This window comes from Actinoplanes sp. NPDC051470, from assembly GCF_040682035.1.
GTDB lineage: Bacteria > Actinomycetota > Actinomycetes > Mycobacteriales > Micromonosporaceae > Actinoplanes.
In genome coordinates, this window is the sequence record NZ_JBFBAA010000003.1 from 71,512 (window position 1) to 92,569 (window position 21,058).

Here is a 21,058-nt window from a genome sequence, read left to right on the forward strand (position 1 = left end):
CCTTCAGTGATCATGACGGGCGGTCTGATCAAGACGACGTAGAACGGGCTGAAACCGACGACTTGCGGAACCTGCTCCCTGCCGAGGTACACGATCCGCGAGCGCATCGACTAGCTTACCGTGCGCATTACCACAGGTTGCAAGCCCTCCCGAGGACCCGGGCAGAAACTTCACCGAGACGCGAGGTTTGCCCCGGTTTGGGGCCGTCCCTGATGTGTCTAGGCTAGCGCAGTGATCGATAAGGTTACCCGTCGGCCCGTGTCGGATGCCGAGAGCCGGGTCGCGAGCCGCGGGTGGTGGGACGCCGACGCCGACGAATATCAGGACGAGCACGGCGCCTTCCTGGGCGACGTCGACCTCGTCTGGTGCCCCGAGGGGCTGCGTGAGGCCGAGGCGGGGCTGCTCGGCGACGTCCGCGGCCGCCGGGTGCTCGAGCTGGGGTGTGGCGCGGCGTCCGGCTCACGCTGGCTCCAGGGCGCCGGCGCCGAGGTGGTCGCCCTCGACCTCTCGGCGGGCATGTTGCGGCAGGCACGCGAGACCTCAGACCGTTCCGGGGTACGCGTACCGCTCGTCCAGGCCGACGCGCTGGCGCTGCCCTTCGCCGCGGGCAGCTTCGACATCGTGTTCACCGCCTTCGGCGCGGTCCCGTTCGTGACCGACTCGGGCGCGGTGATGCGCGAGGTGGCCCGCGTGCTCCGGCCGGGCGGCCCCTGGGTCTTCTCGATCACCCACCCGATGCGCTGGGTCTTCCTCGACGAGCCGGACGAGCGCGGCCTGCTCGCGGTCAACTCGTATTTCGACCGCCGGCCGTACGTCGAGGAGGACGGGTCGGGCACGCCGACCTACGTCGAGCAGCACCGGACCCTCGGCGACCGGATCCGCGAGCTGGTGGCGGCCGGGTTCCGGATCCGGGACCTGGTCGAGCCGGAGTGGCCCGAGGGACACGAGCAGGTCTGGGGCCAGTGGAGCCCGCTGCGCGGCCGGCTCTTCCCCGGCACCGCGATCTTCGTCTGCGACAACGGGTGAATGACCAGAAATGACCACGAAGACGGCGGACGAGACGCGGACCGAGTTCGGCGAGGCGGTCACCGTGACCGCCTCGCGGCTGGAGAAGTGGCTGAAGACCGACGAGTCACGCGAGGTCGGGCAGAAGGCCGGCGGCGCGCCGGCGCCGGTCAGACGGCCACGCCGACCGCGTCGGTCACGGCGATCAGACCGGCCATCAGGGCGATCGCCGCGGGCACCAGCCGGTAGTAGACCCAGGTGCCGCGGCGGTCGCTGTCGACCAGACCGGCCTCCCGCAACACCTTGAGGTGGTGCGAGATGGTCGGACCGGTCAGCGCGAACGACCCGGTGAGGTCGCAGACGCAGACCTCACCGCCGCCGGCCGACGCGATCATCGAGAGTAGCCGAAGGCGGACCGGGTCGCCGAGGGCCTTGAACATCGGCGCGAACGCGGTCGCCTGCTCGGCGTCGAGCGCACTCCGCGTGATCGGTTGCCACGCGGGCGTGTCTGTGCGTGACGTCGTGTCCATGGAAGAGCCTGGCATGTGGCACAGCTAAGCAAAGCCTCGCAAGTCCATTGTCTGCGCAGGTCGGAGCTGCTTGCTTCGAGGTTTGCCGAAATCCCTGCACCGGTTCACAGAGTTCACATCGATATGACGCTCAGTGGTCGGCGCCGTTCCAGTCGCGGCCCGCGCCGACCGACACCTCGAGCGGCACCGACAGTGGGTAGGCCGCGCCCATCTCGCGCCGGACCAGTTCCTCGAGCGGCTCCCGCTCCCCCGGCGCCACGTCGAAGACCAGCTCGTCGTGCACCTGGAGCAGCATCCGCGACCGCAGCCCGGACCCGCGCAGCGCCTCGTCGACCTTGAGCATCGCGACCTTGATGATGTCGGCCGCCGAGCCCTGGATCGGGGCGTTCAGCGCCATCCGCTCGGCCATCTCGCGCCGCTGGCGGTTGTCGCTGGTCAGGTCGGGCAGGTAACGCCGGCGGCCGAGGATGGTCGCGGTGTAGCCGTCCTGCACCGCCCGCTTCACCACGGCCTGGAGGTAGTCGCGGACCCCACCGAACCGGGTGAAGTATTCCTCCATCAGCCCGCGAGCCTCCTCGGTGGAGATGCTCAGCTGGTTGGAGAGGCCGAACGCGCTCAGACCGTACGCCAGGCCGTAGTTCATCGCCTTGATCTTGCGCCGCTGGTCGGGCACGACCTCTTCGACCGGGACGTGGAACACCGACGACGCGGTGATCGCGTGGAAGTCGAAGTCGGTGTTGAACGCCTCGATCAGCGCCTGGTCGCCGGACAGGTGGGCCATGATCCGCATCTCGATCTGGCTGTAGTCGGCGGTCATCAGCTGGTCGAAGCCGGCGCCGACGACGAACGCGCGGCGGATCCGCCGGCCCTCCTCGGTGCGGATCGGGATGTTCTGCAGGTTGGGGTCGGTCGACGAGAGCCGGCCGGTGGCGGCCACCGTCTGGTTGAACGTGGTGTGGATGCGCCCGTCGTCGGAGACCGACTTGAGCAGGCCGTCCACCGTGGACTTGAGCTTGGCCACGTCACGGTGGCGGAGCAGGTGGGCCAGCAGCGGGTCGCCGGTCTGGGCGAAGAGGCTCTGCAGCGCGTCGGCGTCGGTGGTGTAGCCCGACTTGATCCGCTTGGTCTTGGGCAGCCCGCGCTCGGTGAACAGGATCTCCTGGAGCTGCTTGGGTGAGCCGAGGTTGAACTCGCGGCCGACCACCTCGTGTGCGCCCTGCTGGGCCGACTTCACCTCGGCGGCGAAGTGGGCCTCGAGCTCGGAGAGGTACTCGGTGTCGGCCGCGATGCCGACGTGTTCCATCTCGCCGAGCACCACCGACAGCGGCTGTTCCACCTCCATCAGCAGGCGCTGTGAGGCGCCGTCGTCGCGGGACAGCTCCTCGGTCAGGGTGTCGGCCAGGTCGAGGGTGGCGCGGGCCCGGAGCATGACGTTCTGCTCGGCGACGTCCTCCTCCTGGTCGCCCAGCACGTCGAGGGTGAGCTGGCCGTCGTCGGGGGTGTCGACCCGCAGCTCGCGCTTGAGGTAGCGCAGGGCGAGATCGGTCAGGTCGTACGCCCGCTGGTCGGGCTTGGCCAGGTAGGCGGCCAGGGCGGTGTCGACGCGTACGCCGGCCAGCGCCCAGCCGTGGGCCCGGAACGCCAGCCTCGCGGGCTTGGCGTCGTGGATCACCTTGGGCCGCGCCGCGTCGGCCAGCCAGGCGGCCACCGCCTGCTCGTCGGCCTCGTCGAGCGCCGCCGGGTCGAACCAGGCGGCCGGGCCGTCGCCGGTGGCCACCGCGACGCCGGTCAGCTCGCCGCTGCCGCGCCCGAACGTGCCGGTGACGGCGACCCCGACCGGCGCCTCGCCGGCGTGCTCGCCCAGCCAGCCGGCCACCCCACCGGCGCGCAGCACACTGCCGGACAGGTCGAACCCGGACTCGGCCTCGGGCTCGACCGCCTCGAGGTAGGAATACAACCGCTCGCGCAGCACCCGGAACTCGAGCGCGTCGAAGACCTGGTGCACCGCCTCGCGGTCCCAGCCGTGCCACTTGACGTCGTCGGGGCCGAGCGGCAGCTCGAGGTCGCAGACCAGCTTGTTGAGCTCGTAGTTGCGCATCACGTCGGCCAGGTGGGCGCGCAGGTTCTCGCCCGCCTTGCCCTTGATCTTGTCGGCGGCGGCGATGATGCCGTCCAGGCCGCCGTACTCGTTGATCCATTTCGCCGCGGTCTTGTCACCGACGCCCGGCACACCGGTCAGGTTGTCGCTGGTCTCGCCGACCAGGGCGGCCTTGTCGCGGTAGCGATCGGGGCGGACGAAGTATTTCGCCTCGATCGCGTCGGGCGTCATCCGCCACACCTCGGAGACGCCGCGCACCGGGTAGAGGATCGTCGTGTGCTCGCCGGCCAGCTGGAACGCGTCTCGGTCGCCGGTGGAGATGATGACCTCCATGCCGGCCTCGATCCCCTGCGTGGCGAGCGTGCCGATCACGTCGTCGGCCTCGTAGCCCGGCTTCTCCACCACCGGGATCCGCAACGCCTCGAGCACCTCCTTGATCAGGCTGACCTGACCCTGGAAGGGCTGCGGTGTCTCGGACCGGCCGGCCTTGTAGTCGGCGTACTTGTCGGTGCGGAAGGAATGCCGGGAGACGTCGAAGGCGACCACGATGTGGGTCGGCTGCTCGTCACGCAACATGTTGATCAACATCGACGTGAAGCCGAACACCGCGTTGGTCGGCTGCCCGGTCTGGGTGGAGAAGTTCTCGACCGGCAGCGCGAAGAACGCGCGATAGGCCAGCGAGTGGCCGTCGAGCAGGAGCAGGCGGTTCTTGGCTTCAGCGCTCACGGGTGACGACTCTAGTCGGGGGGTGTGACACAAACGCCGGGGGCGGCCACGCGAAACGCGGCCGCCCCCGGCGCCTGGTCTCAAATTCGCCCTGAGGTGATACGCCCCGAAAGCGAATTTGCGACCAGGCGGTACTAAACGATCAGGCGACGCCGAGGTACGCCTCTTTGATCGAGGCGTCGTGCAGCAGTTCCTGACCGGTGCCCTGCTTGACGATCCGGCCGGTCTCCAGCACGTACGCCCGGTGGGCCCGGGACAGCGCCTGCTGGGCGTTCTGCTCGACCAGCAGCACCGTGGTGCCCTGCTGGTTGATCTCCGTGATGATGTCGAAGATCTGCTGGATGATCATCGGGGCGAGACCCATCGAGGGCTCGTCCAGCAGGAGCAGCCGCGGCCGCGCCATCAGCGCCCGGCCGACCGCGAGCATCTGCTGCTCGCCGCCGGACAGGGTGCCACCGGCCTGCTTGCGCCGCTCGGCCAGCCGCGGGAACAGGGTGAGCACCCGGTCGAGGTCCTTCGCCACCTCGGCCGTGTCGCGCCGGGTGAAGGCGCCCATGTCGAGGTTCTCCAGGACCGACATGCCCGGGAAGATGCCCCGGCCCTCCGGCGACTGACAGATGCCCAGGGGCACCCGCAGGTCGGACCGCAGGTTACTGATGTCCTTGCCGTCGAACCGGATCTTGCCCGACGCCAGCGGGTTCAGTCCGGAGATGGCACGCATCGTGGTGGTCTTGCCGGCGCCGTTCGCCCCGATCAGGGCGACGATCTCACCCTCGTCGACATGGATGGACATGCCGTGCAAGGCCTCGATCCGGCCGTACTTGACGACGATCTCGTCCAGCTCAAGAAGCATCTGCGGTCTCCCCCAGGTAAGCGGCGATGACCTTGGGGTTGTCCCGGACCTCGGCCGGGGTGCCCTCCGCGATCTTCTTGCCGAACTCCAGCACCACGATCCGGTCGGTCACGCCCATGACCAGCCGCATGTCATGCTCGATCAGCAACACGGTGTAACCCAGGTCGCGGATCCTGCGGATCAGCTGGAGCAGGGCCTCCTTCTCGGCCGGGTTGAAGCCGGCGGCCGGCTCGTCCAGGCAGAGCAGCTTCGGCTCGGTGGCCAGCGCCCGGGCGATCTCGAGGCGGCGCTGGTCGCCGTACGGCAGGTTGCGCGCCTCCTCGTTGGCCCGGTGCTCGATCCCGACGAAGCGGAGCAGGTCGAGCGACTTCTTCTCGCCGGCTCGCTCCTCCAGGGTGTGCCGGGACAGCCCGAACGTCTTGGCGCCCCAGCGACGGACCTGCTGGGTGAACCGGATGACGCCGTTGTCCGAGTCGACCTGGGGCAGTTCGTCCGGCTTGACCCGCACGCGGTAGAGCCGGAACAACGCGCCGACGACGCTCGTCTTGTGTCGGGAGTCGGTACCGACCATGACGTTCTCGAGCGCGGTCATCTCGGGGAACAGCCGGATGTTCTGGAACGTCCGGGCCACACCCATGTGGTTGATCTCGTGCGGGCGACGCCCGGTGATCCGCTGATCGTCGAACGTCACCTTGCCCGAGGTCGGCTTGTAGACGCCGGTCATGACGTTGAAGCAGGTCGTCTTGCCGGCGCCGTTCGGGCCGATCAGGCCGAGGATCTCGCCCCGGTGGATGCTGAAGCTCACCTCATTGAGAGCCACCACGCCGCCGAACTTCAACGTCACGTTGTCGACGTCGAGCAGCACCGTACGAGTCAGGTCAGACACCGGCGGGCACCTCCTCCTGTCGGTCCTTCAGCTCGCGCGCCCGCCGCCGGCTGGGAAGCAGGCCCTGCGGACGGATGAGCATGATGATGACGAGCGCCAGACCGAAGACCAGGAACCGCCACTCGGCGAAGTCCCGGAACCGCTCCGGCAGGTACGCCAGCATGAACGCGCCGATCGCAACGCCGCCCATGTTGCCCGCGCCGCCGACCACGACCATGGCGACGAACAGGATGGACAGCTGCGCGTTGAACTGGTTGGGCTCGATGAACCCGGCCCGGCTGGCGAACAGCAGACCGGACAGGCCACCGAGGGCCGCCCCGATCGCGAACGCCCACAGCTTGAACTTGAACGGGTAGACGCCCATCACCGCGGCCGCGTCCTCGTCCTCACGCACCGCCAGCCACGCCCGGCCGACCCGGCTGTTCTCCAGCCGGCGGACCAGGAACACGATCAGCAGTACGACGCTGAGCGCCAGCCAGTACCACGGCTTGGCGTCGAGCAGGCCGAACACGTTGTTGTCGGCGGACGGCGCGCCCTGCGGCCCGGGGATGGCCGCCACCCCGGCCGGGCCACCGGACCAGCTCACCGAGTTGCGCACCACGCGCTGGATGATCTCGCCGAAGCCGAGCGTCACGATGGCCAGGTAGTCACCGCGCAGCCGCAGCGTCGGCCAGCCCAGCAGCACACCGGAGATCATCGCCAGGACCAGCGCGATGATGATGCACACGGCCCAGGCCATCGCCCATTCCTGGCTCAGTCCGAACCGCTCCTGGATCGCCTGGACGACGGGTGACTGCCGGGATCCGAACAGCGCGACGCTGTAGGCGCCGACCGCGTAGAACCCGACATATCCGAGGTCGAGCAGGCCGGCCAGCCCGATCACCACGTTCAGGCCCAGGGCGATCAGCACGTAGACCGCGCAGGTGAACAGCACACCGGCCCAGTTGTTGCCGTTCGCGATGTAGTCGGTCCGCAGCCAGGTCAGGCCGGGGATGCCGAGCAGCGGCAGGTAGTAGAGGAAGACGATGCCGGCCAGGTAACCGATCCAGCGCTGCCACTTGGGCAGCGCCCGCCACCGGTCGCCGATGCTGACGCGGGTCTTGCCCTGAGGCTTGTCCGCGTCCTTCTCAACCGTCTGTGTCATGCCCGGGCCCTCCCCAGCGACTCACCCAGCAGACCGGTCGGCCGGAACAGCAGCACCAGGACCAGTACGACGAACGCGGCGACGTCTTCCCAGTTGGACGAGGTCAGCGTAGCCGCCCAGACCTCGATCACGCCCAGGACCAGACCGCCGACCAGGGCGCCCCGGAGGTTGCCGATGCCGCCCAGCACGGCCGCCGTGAACGCCTTGAGGCCGAGCACGAAGCCGACGTTGAACCGGGTGTTGCCGTACCGGACCGCGTAGAGCAGCGCGGCGGCCCCCGCCAGAAGACCACCGAGCAGGAAGATCAGCATGATCACCCGGTCCTTGTTGACGCCCATCAGCGCCGCGGTGTCCGGGTTCTGCGCCACCGCGCGCACGCCACGGCCGTACCGCGTGCGGTTGATGAACACGTCGAGGCCGATCATCATCAGGATGGCCGCGATGATCGTGAGCAGCTGGGTGTTCGAGACCGACGTGTTGCCGATGCTGAACACGACCTTCTGCGGGACGATCGTCGGCATACCGACGACCAGGCGTCCCCGCCACACCCCGAAGGCCTCGGAGAGGACCAGGGAGAGGCCGATCGCGGTGATCAGGAACGCCAGGGGTGGTGCGTTCATGGACCGCAATCTCTTGTACGCGATGCGCTCGACCGCCACGGCGGTGGCGCCGGAGGCCAGGGCCCCGGCCACCAGACCAGCCGCCAGGAAGACCAGCATCATGCCGATCCCCGGGTTGTTGGTCGCGCCCAGAAGGGTCCAGGTGCCCACGACGGCGAAGGTGCCGACCATGAAGACCTCGGAGTGGGCGAAGTTGATCAGCTTCAGAACGCCGTAGACCAGCGTGTAGCCGAGCGCGACGAGGGCATAGATGGAGCCCTTCGCCAAGCCGTCCACCGTGTGCTGACCCAGGTGCCCGAAGAGTTCGTCGAAATTCACAAAAACTCCTTATGCACCAGATACGGCCGAGGGCGTAGGACACCCCCGGCCGCACCACGTACCGATGAATCAGCTGGTGAGCTTGATTTCCTGCTCGGGCTCGAAGTTCGTGCCCGAGATCTTGTAGGACCAGATGGCGACCTTGGACTTGTCCACGTCACCGGTCGGGTCGAACTTGATGTACTTCGAGACGCCCTGCTTGTCGTACGAGTCGACCCAGGCGAGCAGGTCGGCGCGGGTCTTCTTGCCGGCCTTGAAGCCGTCGAGGAAGACGTTGGCGCCGTCGAAGCCCTCAGCGCCGTACGAACCCGGAGCGATGTTGTACTCGGCCTGGTAGTCCTTGGCGAACGTGCCGCCGGCCTTGTCGGCCGGGAGACACGGGCAGGTGACCACGGCGTCGTTGGCGGCGTCGCCGGCGCCCTTCGGGAAGCCGGGGTCGTACAGGCCGTCGAAGCCGAGGAACTTCGCCGTGACGCCGGCCGCGCGGGCCTGCTTCAGCAGCGGAGCCGCCTCGTTGGTGTAGCCGCCGTACGCGATCAGGTCGGCCTTCGCGCTCTTGATCTTGGAGATCGTGGCGTCGAAGTTGGTCTGGTCGGTCTGGACCTTGTCCGAGCCGGCCACCGTGGCGCCCAGGCCCTTCTTGACCACGTCGATGATGCCGACGCCGTAGGTCTGACCGTCGTCGATCAGGAAGACCTTCTGGCTCTTGGAGACGTTCTTGATGTACTCGACCGCGGCGGCCCCCTGGGTGCCGTCGTTGCCGACCACGCGGTGGAACGACTTGTTGCCACCGGCGGTGAGCTCGGTGGCGGTTGCCGACGGGCTGACCATGACCATGCCCGCGGCCTCGTAGATGGGCATCGTGGCCTTCGACTCACCGGAGAAGTGACCGCCGATGACGCCGACGAACGACTGGTCCTGAGCGACCTGGTTCGCGATCGGGGTCGCCTGGTCGGCGTTACCCTGCGTGTCGAACTCCTGCATGGTGACCTTGCAGTTGGGGTTCGCGGTGTTGAACTGCTTCACCGCGAGCTTCGCCCCGTTGAGCGACGGGATGACGAGGCCCGCGTTCGGGCCGGTGAAGGCGCCGAAGATCGCGATCTTTCCACCGCAGTCGGCAGCCGTCGTGTCGCCGCCACTGCCGCCGGAGTCCTGACATCCGGCCGCCGCGAGCATGGCGGCGGCGAGCCCCACGGCACCGAGGGCTCGAACAAAATTACGCCTCAAGGCTTATGACCTTTCCTCTGATGCAGGGTGCGGCGGGCCCGGTCCCTGTGATGGGTTGAACCGCTTTCCTGCGCACTGCTCGTGATGGCGCAGCGTACTTGGGTGTCAATTACCTAAGTAGGGTCTAGCCAGCACGCTTGCCAAACCGTTACAGAGTGTCTGCTCGAAGGTTCCTCAGCGGAAGGGCCGAGCGGACACAATTCGGGGAACCGGCCCCGTTACAGCGGCGTTTCCCGCAGGTAAAAGCGGTCATTTCGCCCGTCGGAGTGATCACCGGATCGTGGTCCCGGGCCCCGGATTCCGTTTCACAGCGTGATCGGCGGGGCGGGCCGCGACGCCGGCCCCGCCGATCGGCGGACCACCGTGCCGGTCAGCCCGCGAGCTTGAGCTCCTGGCCGGGCTGGAACTTGCCGCCGCTGATCTCGTACGACCAGACCACGACCTTGGACTTGTCGACGTCGCCGTTCTGGTCGAACTTGATGTACTTCGAGACGCCCTGCTTGTCGTACGCGTCGACCCAGGTCAGCAGGTCGGCGCGGGTCTTCTTGCCCGCCTTGAACCCGTCGAGCAGCACCGTCGCCGCGTCGAAGCCCTCGGCGCCGTACGCGCCCGACGGCTCTTTGTACTCGGCCTCGTAGTCCTTCGGGAAAGTGCCGCCGGCCTTGTCCGCCGGCAGACACGGGCAGGTCACGATGGCGCCCTGGGCGGCCTCGCCCGCGCCCTTCGGGAACCCCGGGTCGTAGAGGCCGTCGAAACCGAGGAAGGTCGCCTTGACCCCGGCCGCGCGGGCCTGCTTCAGCAGCGGAGCCGCCTCGTTGGTGTAACCGCCGTACGCGATGATGTCCGCGTCCGCGCTCCTGATCTTCGAGATCGTGGCGTCGAAGTTGGTCTGGTCGGTCTGCACCTTGTCCGAGCCGGCCACCAGCGGGCCCAGGCCGTCCTTGATCACCTTGATGATGCCCGAGCCGTAGGTCGAGCCGTCGTCCACCACGAAGACCTTCTTGCTCTTCGCGACCGTCTTGACGTACTCGACCGCCGCCGCGCCCTGCGTGTTGTCGTTACCGACCACCCGGTGGAACGACTTGTTGCCCGCCGCCGTGAGCTCCGGAGCGGTGGCCTCGGGGCTGACCATCGCCATGCCCGCCGCCTCGTAGATCGGCATCGTGGCCTTCGACTCACCGGAGAAGTGCCCGCCGATCACCGCCAGGAACGACTGATCCTGAGCCACCTGGTTGGCGATCGGGGTCGCCTGATCGGCGTTACCCTGCGTGTCGAACTCCTGCATGGTGACCTTGCAGTCCGGGTTCGCCGCGTTGAACTTCTTCACGGCCATCTTGGCCCCGTTGAGCGAGGAGAGCACCGCGCCCGCGTTGGCGCCGGTGAAGGCGCCGAAGATCGCGACCTTGCCGCCGCAGGCCGCCTGGGTCTCCCCGCCGCTGCCGCCCGCGTCCTGACAACCGGCCACCGCGAGCATGGCGGCCGCCAGCCCCACGGCGCCCAGGGCCCGTCCAAAGTTGTGCCTCAAGGCTCATGCCCTCTCGTCTGCGCTGTTCCCGTGCCCCTGTGCGGGCGCAGCGTATGGCGCGGGCAAATGCCACAGTAAGGTCGCGGGGCCACAACACCGGTAAGCCGTTACGCAGTGCGGCAAAAGGTGCCCCGGGAGACGTGGCCGAACGGGCATCGGCCCGATCAGGCCGGCGTCTCCGCGAGATAGGTCCGTCCGGTCACGCCGTCGTCGGTGAGCAGCAGCAGACGGCCGTCCGCACCCGCGGTGAGCGTGACCGCGTGATCGGCGCCGGCCGTCACCGCGGGCAACGTGACCGGCCGCCACGAGCCGCCCCGGTCGGCGGACACCCAGCCGGCGTAGCCCTGGGCGTCGGCGGTGACCGCGAGCAGCCGCCCGTTCGACGCCACGAGCGACCGCACCGACGTGCCGCCGCCGGGACGGACCACGCCGAAGGTCCCCGCCGGTTGCCACGTGTCACCGTCAAGCCGCCACGCTCCGAAGGCGGCGCCCCGGAGGCCCACGGCCATGGGTACGCCGTCCAGCACGGTCACGCGCTGCAACTCGTCGTAGTCCTCCGTGCCACCGGCGGCCGGCACCCGGGTCCAGCCGCGGCCGTCCGGCGACCGCCAGCTCATCGGGTCGCGGTCGACCCGGCCGGCCGCGATGATCCCGCCGACCACCAGCCAGCCCGGGGGCAGGGCGGCCGCGTCGAACGCGTACGTCTCACCCGCCTGGTCCGAGGTCAGGCCGGCGGCCCGCTCGACGATGTCGAACCTCGCGGCGTCCGGCGAGACCCAGGCCGCCGCCCCCGACATCCGGTTGCCCGAGATCAGGAAGCCGCTGGGGCCCGCGTCGAGCCGGTTCACGTTCAGCGCCTGCGGGCCGCCGAACAGCTCGAACGGGGCGGTCACCTCCTGGAGCACCCCGTCGGCGTCCTGCGACCAGGAACTCGTCCGCGGGTTGCCGTGCGCCCCGCCGACCTTGGCGCCCAGGGCCGCCAGCCGGCCGTTCGCACAGGCCACGGCGTACAGGATGTTCTGTTCGCCGTAGAAGGTCTTGGGCTTGAAGGTCATCGGGGACCAGGCCGTGCCGTCGCGGGTCAGCCACGCCGCGGGCCGCGTACCCCCGGACTTGTCCCGCAGCGCGCCCACCACGAAGAACGCGCCGCCGCACGAGGTCGCCTCACGCAGCATGATCGCGGCACCGGACGGGTCGGCCGGCAACGCGGCCGGCTGCCAGGCGATGGTCACCGGCGGGACGGCCGGCGGCGGAGCGGGGTCGTCGCAGCCACCCACCGCCCCGGCGGCCAGCACCACCGCGGCCAGCACCCGGGCGGTGGCCGGCCTCACTGCGGCGGTTCCGCCTCGGCCTGCTGCTCGGCCAGGATCCGGTCGGCGACCTCACGCATGGTCAACCGGTGGTCCATCGCGGTCCGCTGGATCCACTTGAACGCCTGGGGCTCGGTCATCTGGTACTTGGTCATCAGCTCGCCCTTGGCCCGCTCGACCGACTTGCGGGTCTCGAGCCGGTCGGTCAGCCCGGCCACCTCGGACTCGAGCGCCGAGATCTCCGAGTACCGGGAGAGCGCGATCTCGATCGCCGGCACCAGGTCGGACTTCTGGAAGGGCTTCACCAGGTACGCCATCGCGCCCGCGGCCCGCGCCCGCTCGACCAGGTCGCGCTGGGAGAACGCGGTGAGGATGACCACCGGGGCGATCTTGGCGCCGGCGATCCGCTCGGCCGCGGCCAGCCCGTCCATGATCGGCATCTTGATGTCGAGGATGACCAGGTCGGGTGAGAGGTCTTCGGCCAGGCGCACAGCCGTCTCGCCGTCACCGGCCTCACCGACGACGTCGTAGCCCTCCTCGACGAGCATCTCGGCCAGGTCCAGCCGGATCAGCGCCTCGTCCTCGGCGATGAGAACCCGCCTGCGCTCAGCGCTCGCCTCCGTGTCGGCCACGTACCCCTACCCCTCAACCCGCTGCGTCCGCGACACCCGGGTATCTGGGTGTCACCCCCAACAGCGTAGTGGGTAGTGTGTGTCAGGCTCGTGACGGCTTCACCGTCAGGAGACGTACCTCTGCGTCCCCGTATCCCAACCGGCAGAGGAAATGGTCTCAAACACCATCCAGTGTGGGTTCGAATCCCACCGGGGACACCACCACCGCCATCCCGCTTTCGGCGAAAAGTCCGCTTGAGGCGCTTCTTCCTGGTGTCATGGGCAAGTACCAGGACCCCGGGAGGCGTTCATGTTCACGACCGGACCGTTGAGTGCCGTGCGGCACGCCATGTGGGGCTGGCTGATGCTCGCCGGCGTCGCCTGGCTGGCCGTCGGCTGGACCGTGCTCCGGCTCGAACCGGCCGACATCGTGCGGGTGGCCGGGCCGGTCGTGCTGTTCGGCGCGCTCACCGAGGCGCTACGGGCCTGCGCCGGGGCGCGGACCTGGTGGATGAACGCGTCGATGTGCCTGCTCTTCACGGCCACCGGCGTGGTGCTGCTGACCGGACAGACCTCCTCGTACACCACGCCCGCCGCGCTGATCGGCTGGTACCTCATGGTGCGCGGGGCGGTCGACGTGGCCGTGGCCATGATGACCCGGGACACCGACCGGGTGTGGGGCCTGATCATGGTGGTCGGCGTGCTGGAGGCCGGCCTGGGCTTCTTCTCGGCCAGCCCGCTGTCGCGGACGGCCGATCTGGTGGTCACCGTGATCGGCGCGCTCGGCCTGCTGCGCGGCGTGGCCGACCTGGTCACCGGGCTTCGCCTCCGAGAGGTACGCGCGGCCCGCGCCGACATCCTCGACCTGCCACCGGAGCGCGCCGAGGGCCTGAGCGGCTACACCGCCGGCCTGGCCGACTTCGACACCGCCCCGCCCAAGCCGCCCGTCGCCGTCCGGCCGGCCCCTCGCCACCGCGCGGCGCCCCGCTCCTCGGCCGACGCTGCCTCGGCCGGCGCTGTCTCGGCCGGCGGCGCGGACGTCTCGCCGGGCGCTGACCCGATGTGGCCGGGCGGTCCCACCGAGCACGCCCTGGGCGCCTCGGGCGGCGCTCCCTCGGCCGCCGCCGAGCCCGGCCTCGCGGCCGCGGGCGGGATGGCCGCGGCGGGCTACGTGGCCGCCGGTGGCGAGACCACCGAGCAGGCCGGCCCGATGATCGTGCCGGGACCGCCCGGGGCCGCCATGGCCTACGCCCCCGAGCCCGCCCCACACACAGCCGCCACAGAACAGCCCGCCACCCCGGCCGCCACAGAACAGCCCGCCACCCCGGCCGCCACAGAACAGCCCGCTGCCACAGACCGGCCCGCCGCCCCGGCTGCCTCTGCCGCGCCGGCCGCTCCCCAGGGGGACGACTTCCACCAGGAGGTTCTGCGGACCACAGCCGACCTCGACGCCATGCTCGCCCTGGCCGGGGTCACCGGCGCGGCGGTCGGCCACCACTTCGACGACGAGGACATGCCCGAGGTCCCGGACACCCCCGAGGGCGTCAACTCCCCCGCCGAGTCCTCCCGCAAAACCCACCAGTCCGGCTGACGCGGGCCCGTCCCCTGCTCTGAGCAAAGGGCCGGCGACGGGGTTCGGGCGCGGAGCGCCCAGAGGGCGACCACTCACTCAGAATGAAGGGTGGGCGGCTCTGTTCTGGCCGGCCACGGCCTTGGAGCCGCACGCCCGGCCTCGGCGGGAGCGACGGTCAGAACCACCCACCCAGGTGCGACATAAAGCTCTTGACCTGAGTTATTTGCCCGCGCCGACGCGGCGGAGCAAACCCTCCTGAACCGCGCTGGCGATGTGAACGCCCGATTCCGTGAACAATTTCCCGCTGGCCAGGCCGCGGGCGCCGCTGGCCGACGGGCTGGTGCAGTCGTAGAGGAACCACTCGTCGGCGCGGTACGGCCGGTGGAACCACAGCGCGTGGTCGAGGCTGGCGCCGATCACGCCGCCCGGCCCCCACACCTCGCCGTGCGTCGACAGGACCGCGTCGAGCAGGGACAGGTCGGAGGCGTAGGTCAGGGCGCAGGCGTGGATCAGCGGGTCGTCCGGCAGCGTGCCGTTGATGCGCATCCACACGCGCTGCTCGGCGTTGACCTCGCGGTCGCCCGGCGGGACCCAGCCGGGCACGCCGACGTAGCGCAGGTCGATCGCCTGGGGGGCCGCGTTGAAGGCGCCCGCGCGCTCGGGGTAACGCTTCACCCAGTCGTGCATCGTGGGCACCTCGGCGGGCCCGGGCACGTCGGCCGGCGGTGTCGACGGGTGGTCCAGGCCCTCCTCGTGGACCTGGAACGACGCCGACATGAAGAAGATCGTCCGGCCGTTCTGCTGGGCCGTCGAGCGCCGCACCGAGAACGACCGGCCGTCGCGGATCGTCTCGACGTGGAAGTCGATCGGCACCGTCGGGTCGCCGGGCCGCACGAAGTAGCCGTGCAGGCTGTGCACCGTCCGCTCGGACGGCACCGTGCGGCCCGCGGCGACCAGGGCCTGGCCGGCGACCTGCCCGCCGAAGACGCGCTGCGCCCCGGTCTGCGGGCTCTCGCCGGTGAAGGTGGCCGCGTCGATCTGCTTCAGGTCGAGCAGTTGCAGAAGCTGATCGACGGCGGCCTGGCCCTGGAGTGGCATGTTCACACGCTACTGGGATCGGCCAGCGAACCCAGTTGGTGCACCCGGAGCGTGTTGGTCGAGCCGGGGGCGTTCGGCGGGCTGCCGGCCACGACGACCACGTATTCGCCCGGCTTGGCCAGGCCGAGGCCCAGCATCTTGGCGTCGACCTGACGGAACATGTCGTCGGTGTGCTGGACGAAGTCGGTCAGGAAGGTCTCGACACCCCAGGTCAGGGCGAGCTGGTCGCGCACCTCGGCGATCGGGGTGAAGGCGTACAGCGGGAGCTCGCAGTGCAGCCGGGACAGCCGCCGGACGGTGTCGCCGGTCTGCGAGAAGGCGACCAGCGCCTTCGCGCCGATGTTGCGGGCGATCTGCGAGGCGGCGACGGTCAGGGCGCCACCATGGGTACGCGGGTCGTGCTGGAGCCGCGGCACCCCGATCGGGCCGCTCTCGGTCGTGGTGACGATGCGGGCCATCGTGCTGACCGTGAGCACCGGGTACTTGCCGACGCTGGTCTCGCCGGAGAGCATCACCGCGTCGGTGCCGTCGAGCACCGCGTTGGCCACGTCGGAGGCCTCGGCCCGGGTCGGGCGGCTGTTCTCGATCATCGAGTCGAGCATCTGGGTCGCCACGATGACCGGCTTGGCGTTCTCGCGGCAGAGCTGCACGGCGCGCTTCTGCACCAGCGGCACCTGGTCGAGCGGCAGCTCGACGCCGAGGTCGCCACGGGCCACCATGACGCCGTCGAAGGCCAGCACGATCGCCTCGAGGTGGTCGACCGCCTCGGGCTTCTCGACCTTGGCGATGACCGGGCGGGTGACGCCCTCCTCGCTCATGATCTGGTGGACCAGCTTGATGTCGTCGGGCGAGCGGACGAACGACAGCGCGATCACGTCGCAGCCCATGCGCAGCGCGAAGCGCAGGTCTTCCTCGTCCTTGTCGCTCATCGCCGGCACGCTGACCGCGACGTTGGGCAGCGAGACGCCCTTGTTGTTGGAGACCGGGCCGCCCTCGACGACCAGGCAGACGATGTCGTTGCCCTCGACCGCGGAGACCTCGACGGCGACCTTGCCGTCGTCGATCAGCAGGCGGTCGCCGACCTTGACCTCCTGCGGCAGCCGCGTGTAGGTGCAGGAGACCCGGTCGGGGGTGCCCTGGATGTCGTCGCTGGTGATGGTGACGACGTCGCCGGTACGCCACTCGTGCGGTCCGGCGGCGAAACGGCCGAGCCGGATCTTCGGGCCCTGCAGGTCGGCCAGCACCGCGACGGCGCGGCCCGACTCGGCGGCGGCCTCGCGGACGAGGTCGTAGACGTGCTTGTGATCATCGTGGCTGCCGTGGCTGAAGTTCAGCCGGGCCACGTCCATGCCGGCCTCGACGAGCCCGCGGATGCGCTCGGGGGACGCGGTGGCCGGACCCATGGTGCAGACGATCTTTACTCGGCGTGACACAGCCATCAGGCTATTTCTCCTCCGGGTCGGCCCGCGGACCGACCCCCGGTCCCAGGGGTGCTCAAACGGCTAAGAGCTTAGCGCCCTGGCCGGGTTGTCATCGGCACAGCCGGGGCAGGTTCCTCGCTTCGGCCTCGGCGACCGGCCGGATGACGGCACACAGCCGTCGCACAGCGTCATCGGGGTCGAGGTGGAAGAGGGCGACGGTCCAGTCGCCGGAGGCGGCCGCCAGGGTCCGGCCGTCCGGGGAGAACTCCAGGTCCTGGATCGTGTTGCCCTGGGCGCGGGCGGCCGCGATCGGGTCGCCGGTGGCGGCGTCCCAGAGCCGGATCGGGTCGCCCTCCTCGTTGCTGGAGGTGGCGAGGATCCGGCCGTCCGGCGACCAGGCGACATGGTCGGCCTCGAAGTCGTGCCGCCCGATGGATCCGTCCGGTTCCAGGCCGGCGGTGCGGAACACGGCCGCGTGCCCGGCCCGGGTGGCGACCGCGTACCTGCTGCCGTCCGGGCTGAACGCGCCGTCGCCGGCCGCTTCGGCGAACGGCAGCGAGCGGCTCGCCACCAGGCGCATGCCGTCGACCTGCCACTGGAACACGGCGCCGGTCTGGTTCCCGTCGTCGGCCCTGGCGGTGGCACTGGAATTGCCGGTGCCCAGCAGCCGACGGCCGTCCGGGGTGAAGGCCAGCCGCATGATCAGATGATCGGTCGCGTCGACCCCGGCGACCCGGGCGCCGGTGCGGAGATCCCAGACGATCACCTTGGGCTCGCGGCGGCGTTCGCGCACGTAGCTCGACTTGTCGGCCGCCCGGTCGGCGCCGTCGCCGTCGATGCTGACGGCCAGCAGCGTCCCGTCCGGCGAGACGGCCGGGCTGCTGGCGATCCGCCGGGGGCCGGCCCGGAAGGTGTGCCGGAGCTTGCCGTCCGCGTCGAAGGCCAGGATGCGGCCGTCGGACAGGGTCGCGACGATGACGCCGCCGGCGCCCCAGGCCAGACCGATCGGTCCGCCGTCGTGGCCGGTCAGCTCGATCGTCGAGACGATGTTGCTGGTGGCGGTGTCCCAGACGCGGATCCGCGGGTCGCTGGAACCGCTGGCCATGCGGGTCCCGCCCGGTTCGAAGGCGACGTAGCCGACGAGCTGCGGGTGCGGCAGCCGGTCGACGTCGAGCCGGAACAGCATGGGCGGGGCGCCGAGGCCGGCCGCGGCGAGCAGGTGCCCGTCGGCCGAGAGGGCCATCGAGGTGGCCGTGCCGCGGAACTCGCTCATCTCCGGCCGCGGGCCGCCGCCGTCCGACTTGATCCGCTGGATCTCGTTCTCCTCGCCGCCCTGGGCGAGCACCGTGCCGTCCGGTGTGACAGCGAGTTGCCCGCCGCCGAGCGGATTGTCCGGGTCGCTGATCCGGCCGAGGCGGCGTCCGGTGACGGGGTCCCAGGTGACCAGCTCCAGCGACTTCAGGCCGGAAGTGATCAGTGTGCCGTCCGGCGCGAACGCCACATCGAAGTAGGTCTGGTCGGTCAGGGTGAGCAGCGTTCTGGCGTCGGCCCGCCGCACCACCACCACCCGCTGGGGCCCGGACAGGGCGACATGGCGGCCGTCGCGGCTCACGGCCATGGCCAGGACGCCCGCCAGGCCGACCGGGGTCGTACCGGCGACCCGGCCGGTGGCCGGATCCCAGGTGGCGAGCAGCCGGCCGACCGGCTCGCCCTCGGACCGGACCGCGAGCAGCCCGCCGTCACCGGGGAGCCAGGCGACGCCGCCGAAGGCGTTCAGCGTGCGCAGCTGCCGGCCCGTCACGCCGTCCCACAGGGCCACCCCGCCGGGCAGCGACAGCGACGACGACGCCAGGTAGCGGCCGTCGGGCGAGAACTTCAGCGAGACCAGGACGGTCTCCGTGCCCGGGACTCGGAAGTCGCCGCCGACCTGGCGGAGCGTACGGGCGTCCCAGAGCTGGAGCCGCCCGTCGTAGTAGCCGACCGCCACCCGGCTGCCGTCCGGGCTGACCGCGATGCGGTAGGCGCCGTCCCGGGTGCCGAGGTGGCCCAGGGTCACCGTCTGCTGGGTGGAGATCAGAGCGGTGTGCGCCTCGGAGGTGTGCGCGGCGTCCCAGCCGTTCACCGCCTTCGTCCTGGCCTCGAAGTCGTTGAGCGAGATGGCCGTGCGCGCCTCCGCGGCGAGCTGGCGGGACAGCGCCTCGAGCCGGTTCCGCTCGGCGGTGTTGCGGGTCACCAGGGCGGCCACGCCACCGGCCACGGCGAGCAGCAGGAGAACGGCGAGACCGGCGACCAGCCGGCGGAGGCGGTTGGTGGTGCGGCGGGCCGCGGACGTGCCGGCCGCGAGGAAACGCCGCTGCGCCTCGGGCACGTCGCCGCGGCCGGTCGCCCACTCACGGGCGGCGTCGAGGCGGGCGCCGCGGTAGACCGAGTCCTGATCTTCGCCCGCGGCCAGCCAGTCCTGGGTGGCCAGGGCGAGGCGCTGCCGCAGCAGGATGGTCTCGCGCTCGTCGACCAGCCACCCGGCCAGCCGCGGCCAGCCGGTCAGCAACGCCTCGTGGCTGACCTCGACGGTGTCCTCGCCGGTGGTCACCAGGCGCGCCTCGATCATCGGCCGGAGCACGTCCAGATCGGTCTCGGCGCGGGCGGCGCGGCGGCGGACCGGGAGGTCGTCCACAATGGTCACCAGGCTGAGCACGGCCCGGCGCAGCGCCGCCCGGCCGGCCTCGTCCAGTCCGAGGTAGATCTCCTCGGCCGACTCGGCCACGGCGCGCCGGATCCCGCCGGTGGCACGGTAACCGGCCACCGTCATGGTGTCGCCCTCGCGGCGGTCCCAGGTGGCCCGCAGAGCATGCGCGAGCAGCGGCAGCGCGCCGCCACGATCGATCGCGCCGAGGTCGGCGAGCAGCAGGTCCTCGAGGCCGGGCTCGAGGTGATAGCCGGCGATGGCGGCCGGTTCGCGGATGGCGCGCCGCAGATCCACCTCGCTCAGCGGCCCGGCCACCACCTGCCCGATGGCGAGCATGCCGGCCAGCGGCGGCAGTTCGGTGCATTGTGGATAGAAGTCGGCGCGCACCGTGATGATCAGCAGGTCGGGCGCGAGATCGGCGAGGGCCTCGGCGAACGCGAGCCGCTCGGCCGGGTCGGCGCACTGGGTGAACAGCTCCTCGAACTGGTCGACGAAGACGACCTTGCGGTCCTCGCCCAGCGCGGCCAGGCGGCCGGTCAGCTCGGCCCGCGGGGACGCGCCCGGCGTCATGATCACCCACGGCAGGTCCATCGTCATCGCGGGCAGCACGCCGGCCCGGATCAGCGACGACTTGCCCGCGCCGGAGACGCCGACCACCACCAGCGGCGGGCCGCCGACGGCCTGCTCGCTCAGCCGGCCCAGCAGCGAGGCGACCAGCGTCTCGCGGCCGCGGAAGTAGCGGGCGTCGAGCGCGTCGAAGCTGGCCATGCCCGGATAGGGGGCGGGACCGCCCGGGTCTTCGCCCCGCGAGAGGGCCTTGTTCGGGATCGGCCGCCGGCCGCGTACTTCCTGCATGATCTGGTGGGCCGCGACCAGGCTCTGCCGCAGCAACTCGGTCTGCTGCCGCTGCTCGACGCCGATCCGGGCCAGCGCGTCCGCGGCGTCCGAGGCCAGCAGGTGGAGGCGGCCCACATCCGCGCCGAGCGAGCCGAACGCCGCGATCAGCTCGCTGCGCACCCCGTCGTCGGCGGCCCGCAACGCCACCTCGACCGCGTCGATCGCCTGCAGCACCGAGGCGATCTCGTCACGCAGGCCGGTGTCCCCCGCGTCGAGCCGGGCCACCAGGTCGACGGCGAGCGCCTCGCGGAACTCGTCGGCGGACGCGTCGTTGCGCAGCCGGTCGGCCGTGCCGGCGAGCGCGTCGGACAGATAGTTGCTGCCCATGCCGCCGAGCTGGGACAGGGCCGCGCTCATCTCGTTGGACGCGCCCAGCGCCGCGCCCGCGACCGGCGCCACCGCGGCGGCGGCGAGGAACGCAACGATGCCGTACGGCGACGCCCGGCGCAGCCCGGAACCCGCGGATCGGACCCAGGCGCGCACCCCGTCACGGGCACGCGCGACGGGCACCGTGTGATCGATCAAAGGCT

At 70.7% G+C, this 21,058-nt stretch carries 15 protein-coding genes, 1 tRNA gene and 1 pseudogene; 4 read left to right on the forward strand and 13 right to left on the reverse strand.

The window, feature by feature from the left end; all coding sequences use genetic code 11:
* Positions 1-231: 231 nt before the first annotated feature.
* Both AB0M54_RS07485 and AB0M54_RS07490 read left to right on the forward strand, forming a co-directional pair.
* Positions 232-1,026 (forward strand): class I SAM-dependent methyltransferase, encoded by a 795-nt coding sequence (locus AB0M54_RS07485; RefSeq protein WP_364469741.1) that lies wholly within the window; start codon positions 232-234, stop codon positions 1,024-1,026.
* A 10-nt stretch (positions 1,027-1,036) separates the two neighbouring features.
* Positions 1,037-1,150: pseudogene (locus tag AB0M54_RS07490) on the forward strand (DUF3140 domain-containing protein); the annotation flags it as partial.
* A gap of 25 nt (positions 1,151-1,175) precedes the next feature.
* Here the strand turns inward: AB0M54_RS07490 and AB0M54_RS07495 are convergent.
* The 10 genes from AB0M54_RS07495 to AB0M54_RS07540 form a co-directional block, all read right to left on the reverse strand.
* The gene (locus AB0M54_RS07495; protein WP_364325267.1) at positions 1,176-1,550 is read right to left on the reverse strand and encodes a metalloregulator ArsR/SmtB family transcription factor; all 375 of its coding nucleotides are present in this window, start codon (positions 1,548-1,550) and stop codon (positions 1,176-1,178) included.
* Between the two features lie 115 nt (positions 1,551-1,665).
* A complete protein-coding gene (polA, locus tag AB0M54_RS07500) occupies positions 1,666-4,359 on the reverse strand; it encodes a DNA polymerase I (RefSeq protein WP_364325270.1) in 2,694 nt (897 codons plus the stop codon).
* Positions 4,360-4,501: 142 nt separating this feature from the next.
* Complete coding sequence (locus tag AB0M54_RS07505) at positions 4,502-5,212, reverse strand: ABC transporter ATP-binding protein (protein ID WP_364325273.1); 711 nt, start codon at positions 5,210-5,212, stop codon at positions 4,502-4,504.
* Positions 5,202-6,098, reverse strand: a complete 897-nt coding sequence (locus AB0M54_RS07510) for an ABC transporter ATP-binding protein (RefSeq protein WP_364325276.1) — start codon at positions 6,096-6,098, stop codon at positions 5,202-5,204. The genes AB0M54_RS07505 and AB0M54_RS07510 overlap by 11 nt, the downstream gene beginning before the upstream one ends.
* Positions 6,091-7,242 carry a branched-chain amino acid ABC transporter permease gene (locus tag AB0M54_RS07515; protein ID WP_364325279.1) on the reverse strand — a complete coding sequence of 384 codons (1,152 nt, stop codon included), beginning with the start codon at positions 7,240-7,242 and terminating at the stop codon, positions 6,091-6,093. The genes AB0M54_RS07510 and AB0M54_RS07515 overlap by 8 nt, the downstream gene beginning before the upstream one ends.
* Positions 7,239-8,180, reverse strand: coding sequence for a branched-chain amino acid ABC transporter permease (locus AB0M54_RS07520; RefSeq protein ID WP_364325282.1), 942 nt, complete (start codon positions 8,178-8,180; stop codon positions 7,239-7,241). Before AB0M54_RS07520 ends, AB0M54_RS07515 begins: the two co-directional genes overlap by 4 nt.
* A gap of 69 nt (positions 8,181-8,249) precedes the next feature.
* Positions 8,250-9,407 (reverse strand): branched-chain amino acid ABC transporter substrate-binding protein, encoded by a 1,158-nt coding sequence (locus tag AB0M54_RS07525; protein ID WP_364325285.1) that lies wholly within the window; start codon positions 9,405-9,407, stop codon positions 8,250-8,252.
* A gap of 370 nt (positions 9,408-9,777) precedes the next feature.
* Positions 9,778-10,932 (reverse strand): branched-chain amino acid ABC transporter substrate-binding protein, encoded by a 1,155-nt coding sequence (locus tag AB0M54_RS07530; RefSeq protein WP_364469743.1) that lies wholly within the window; start codon positions 10,930-10,932, stop codon positions 9,778-9,780.
* A gap of 164 nt (positions 10,933-11,096) precedes the next feature.
* The gene (locus tag AB0M54_RS07535; RefSeq protein ID WP_364469745.1) at positions 11,097-12,263 is read right to left on the reverse strand and encodes a hypothetical protein; all 1,167 of its coding nucleotides are present in this window, start codon (positions 12,261-12,263) and stop codon (positions 11,097-11,099) included.
* Complete coding sequence (locus AB0M54_RS07540) at positions 12,260-12,874, reverse strand: response regulator (RefSeq protein ID WP_364325293.1); 615 nt, start codon at positions 12,872-12,874, stop codon at positions 12,260-12,262. The genes AB0M54_RS07535 and AB0M54_RS07540 overlap by 4 nt, the downstream gene beginning before the upstream one ends.
* Positions 12,875-12,998: 124 nt before the next feature.
* Here AB0M54_RS07540 and AB0M54_RS07545 point away from each other — a divergent pair.
* Both AB0M54_RS07545 and AB0M54_RS07550 read left to right on the forward strand, forming a co-directional pair.
* Positions 12,999-13,075 (forward strand) — tRNA-Leu (locus AB0M54_RS07545).
* 88 nt (positions 13,076-13,163) lie between these two features.
* A complete protein-coding gene (locus tag AB0M54_RS07550) occupies positions 13,164-14,444 on the forward strand; it encodes a hypothetical protein (protein ID WP_364469747.1) in 1,281 nt (426 codons plus the stop codon).
* Positions 14,445-14,645: 201 nt separating this feature from the next.
* On the opposite strand, the gene AB0M54_RS07555 is transcribed toward AB0M54_RS07550, so the two are convergent.
* From AB0M54_RS07555 to AB0M54_RS07565, 3 genes are all read right to left on the reverse strand, one after another.
* Positions 14,646-15,524: an acyl-CoA thioesterase II gene (locus AB0M54_RS07555; protein ID WP_364469749.1), complete on the reverse strand. Its 879-nt coding sequence runs from the start codon at positions 15,522-15,524 to the stop codon at positions 14,646-14,648.
* A 2-nt stretch (positions 15,525-15,526) separates the two neighbouring features.
* A complete protein-coding gene (pyk, locus tag AB0M54_RS07560) occupies positions 15,527-16,963 on the reverse strand; it encodes a pyruvate kinase (RefSeq protein WP_364325302.1) in 1,437 nt (478 codons plus the stop codon).
* Between the two features lie 91 nt (positions 16,964-17,054).
* Complete coding sequence (locus AB0M54_RS07565) at positions 17,055-21,038, reverse strand: WD40 repeat domain-containing protein (RefSeq protein WP_364469751.1); 3,984 nt, start codon at positions 21,036-21,038, stop codon at positions 17,055-17,057.
* Positions 21,039-21,058 lie beyond the last annotated feature (20 nt).

Bases quoted from the DNA above. Each gene is read 5' to 3' on its own strand.
- AB0M54_RS07505 (WP_364325273.1), bottom strand. From the start codon at position 5,212: ATGCTTCTTGAGCTGGACGAGATCGTCGTCAAGTACGGCCGGATCGAG.
- AB0M54_RS07495 (WP_364325267.1), bottom strand. From the start codon at position 1,550: ATGCCAGGCTCTTCCATGGACACGACGTCACGCACAGACACGCCCGCG.
- AB0M54_RS07515 (WP_364325279.1), bottom strand. From the start codon at position 7,242: ATGACACAGACGGTTGAGAAGGACGCGGACAAGCCTCAGGGCAAGACC.
- AB0M54_RS07555 (WP_364469749.1), bottom strand. From the start codon at position 15,524: ATGCCACTCCAGGGCCAGGCCGCCGTCGATCAGCTTCTGCAACTGCTC.
- pyk (WP_364325302.1), bottom strand. From the start codon at position 16,963: ATGGCTGTGTCACGCCGAGTAAAGATCGTCTGCACCATGGGTCCGGCC.
- AB0M54_RS07550 (WP_364469747.1), top strand. From the start codon at position 13,164: ATGTTCACGACCGGACCGTTGAGTGCCGTGCGGCACGCCATGTGGGGC.